Origin of the sequence: Streptomyces calidiresistens, assembly GCF_014141525.1 — a bacterium.
Lineage (GTDB): Bacteria > Actinomycetota > Actinomycetes > Streptomycetales > Streptomycetaceae > Streptomyces > Streptomyces calidiresistens.
Genome location: NZ_VKHS01001055.1, coordinates 1 through 1,540 on the forward strand (window position 1 = coordinate 1; position 1,540 = coordinate 1,540).

The following is a 1,540-nucleotide window of genomic DNA, read 5'->3' on the forward strand; positions in this document are numbered from 1 at the left end:
CGTCCCCTCCCGACCGGCCCCCGGCCGGTCGCCGGGAGGTGAGCCGGGTGGCCGCGCGCCGAGTGGGGAGCCCGCGCACCCTCGCCCGCTCCCCCCTCCTCGCCCCCCTTCGACGCATGGCGGTCCGGGTGTCCCCGCGGCGCCGGGCCGGGCTCGCCGTCGCCCGCCTGCGCCGATACCTGCCGGGGGTGCTGCTGGCGGGCCTGGCGGCGGGCCTGGCCTTCGCGATCGCCTCCGCGTTCTTCGGTCCGGAGGAGGCGTTCTTCGCGCCCATCGCCGCCGTGGTCTGCGTGGGCATCGCCGCCGGGCAGCGGGCCCGCCGGGCGGTCGAGATCGCCGTGGGGGTGGCGTTGGGACTGACCGCCGCCGACCTGTTGGTCGACCTCATCGGCGCCGGGCCGGTGCAACTGGGGGTGGCCGTCGTGCTGGCCATGGCCGCCGCCGTGGTGCTGGGCACCGGGAGCGTTCTGGTCAACCAGTCGGCGGTGGCCGCGGTGCTGGTGATCGCCCTGGCCCCGGAGGGGGACGCCAATCCCCTGATCCGGCTGGCCGACGCCCTCATCGGTGGCGGCGTCGCCGTGCTGCTGGCCTCGGTCCTGGGCCCCCACCCCGGCCGGGCGGTGGAACGTGCGGGGGTGGGCATCCTGGACCACCTCATCGAGGTGGTGCGCGGCATCGGCGAGGCCCTGGAACGGGTGGATCTCGAGCACGCGGAACGGATGCTGACCGAGGCCGGCCGCACCGACGAGCGGGTGGTGGAGCTGGACCGGGCCCTGGAGGCCGCCCGGGAGAGCGCCCGGCTGGGACACCGCAGGCGATCCCTGCACCCCCGGGGGCCGATGCCCTTGCTGCGCTCGCGCATGGAACTGACGGCGGGGACCGTGCGCACCCTGGCCCGGGCCGCGGCCAACGCCGTGCGTCACGGCCAGCCGGTGGACGCCCGTCTGGTGACCGCGCTGGAGGACCTGGCCGTGGCCCTGGGCGAACTGCGGCGGTGGGCACAGGGCGGCAACGGCCGCCGGGAGGCGCGGGACGCCGCGCTGCGGGCCGCGCGCCTGGCCTCGGAGATCCCCTCGGAGGGCCGCCCCCTGACCTCCGGCGTGCTGATCGGACAGATCCGGTCGGCGGCGATCGACATCCTGCGCTCGACCGGCCTGAACCAGGCCGAGGCCGTCCGCGCGCTGGAGCGTTCCGCGGGCCGGGCCGACACCCCGGAGGACCGGGAGGGGTGAACGACCGACGCCGGTCCGGTGAAAACCGCACGAGTCGGGTCATCGGAGGCATGGGATGTTCCGTACGGGTTACCCGATGGGAACGGCCCGCTTCACCCGCACCACCCCTCCCGGGAGCCCCGGGGCTCCCGGCACCGCCGGGGCCCCGACGAACGGAAGGGACCGGCGACCGCGCCGGGCACGGACGCGGGCGGGCAGGGCCGCGCACCACCCCCGTCGCAGCCCAGCCACGATCCGGAGGAACGGTGAACCGGAGCGAAGAGTCCCCCCGTCCGCACGAGCCCGCCGTCGGTGACGCCCCCGACATC

At 76.9% G+C, this 1,540-nt stretch carries 1 protein-coding gene; it reads left to right on the plus strand.

The window, feature by feature from the left end; translation table 11 throughout:
* On the plus strand, positions 1 to 1,232 hold a 1,232-nt coding region (locus FOE67_RS25380), incomplete at its 5' end, for an FUSC family protein (protein WP_228474282.1).
* Positions 1,233 to 1,540 lie beyond the last annotated feature (308 nt).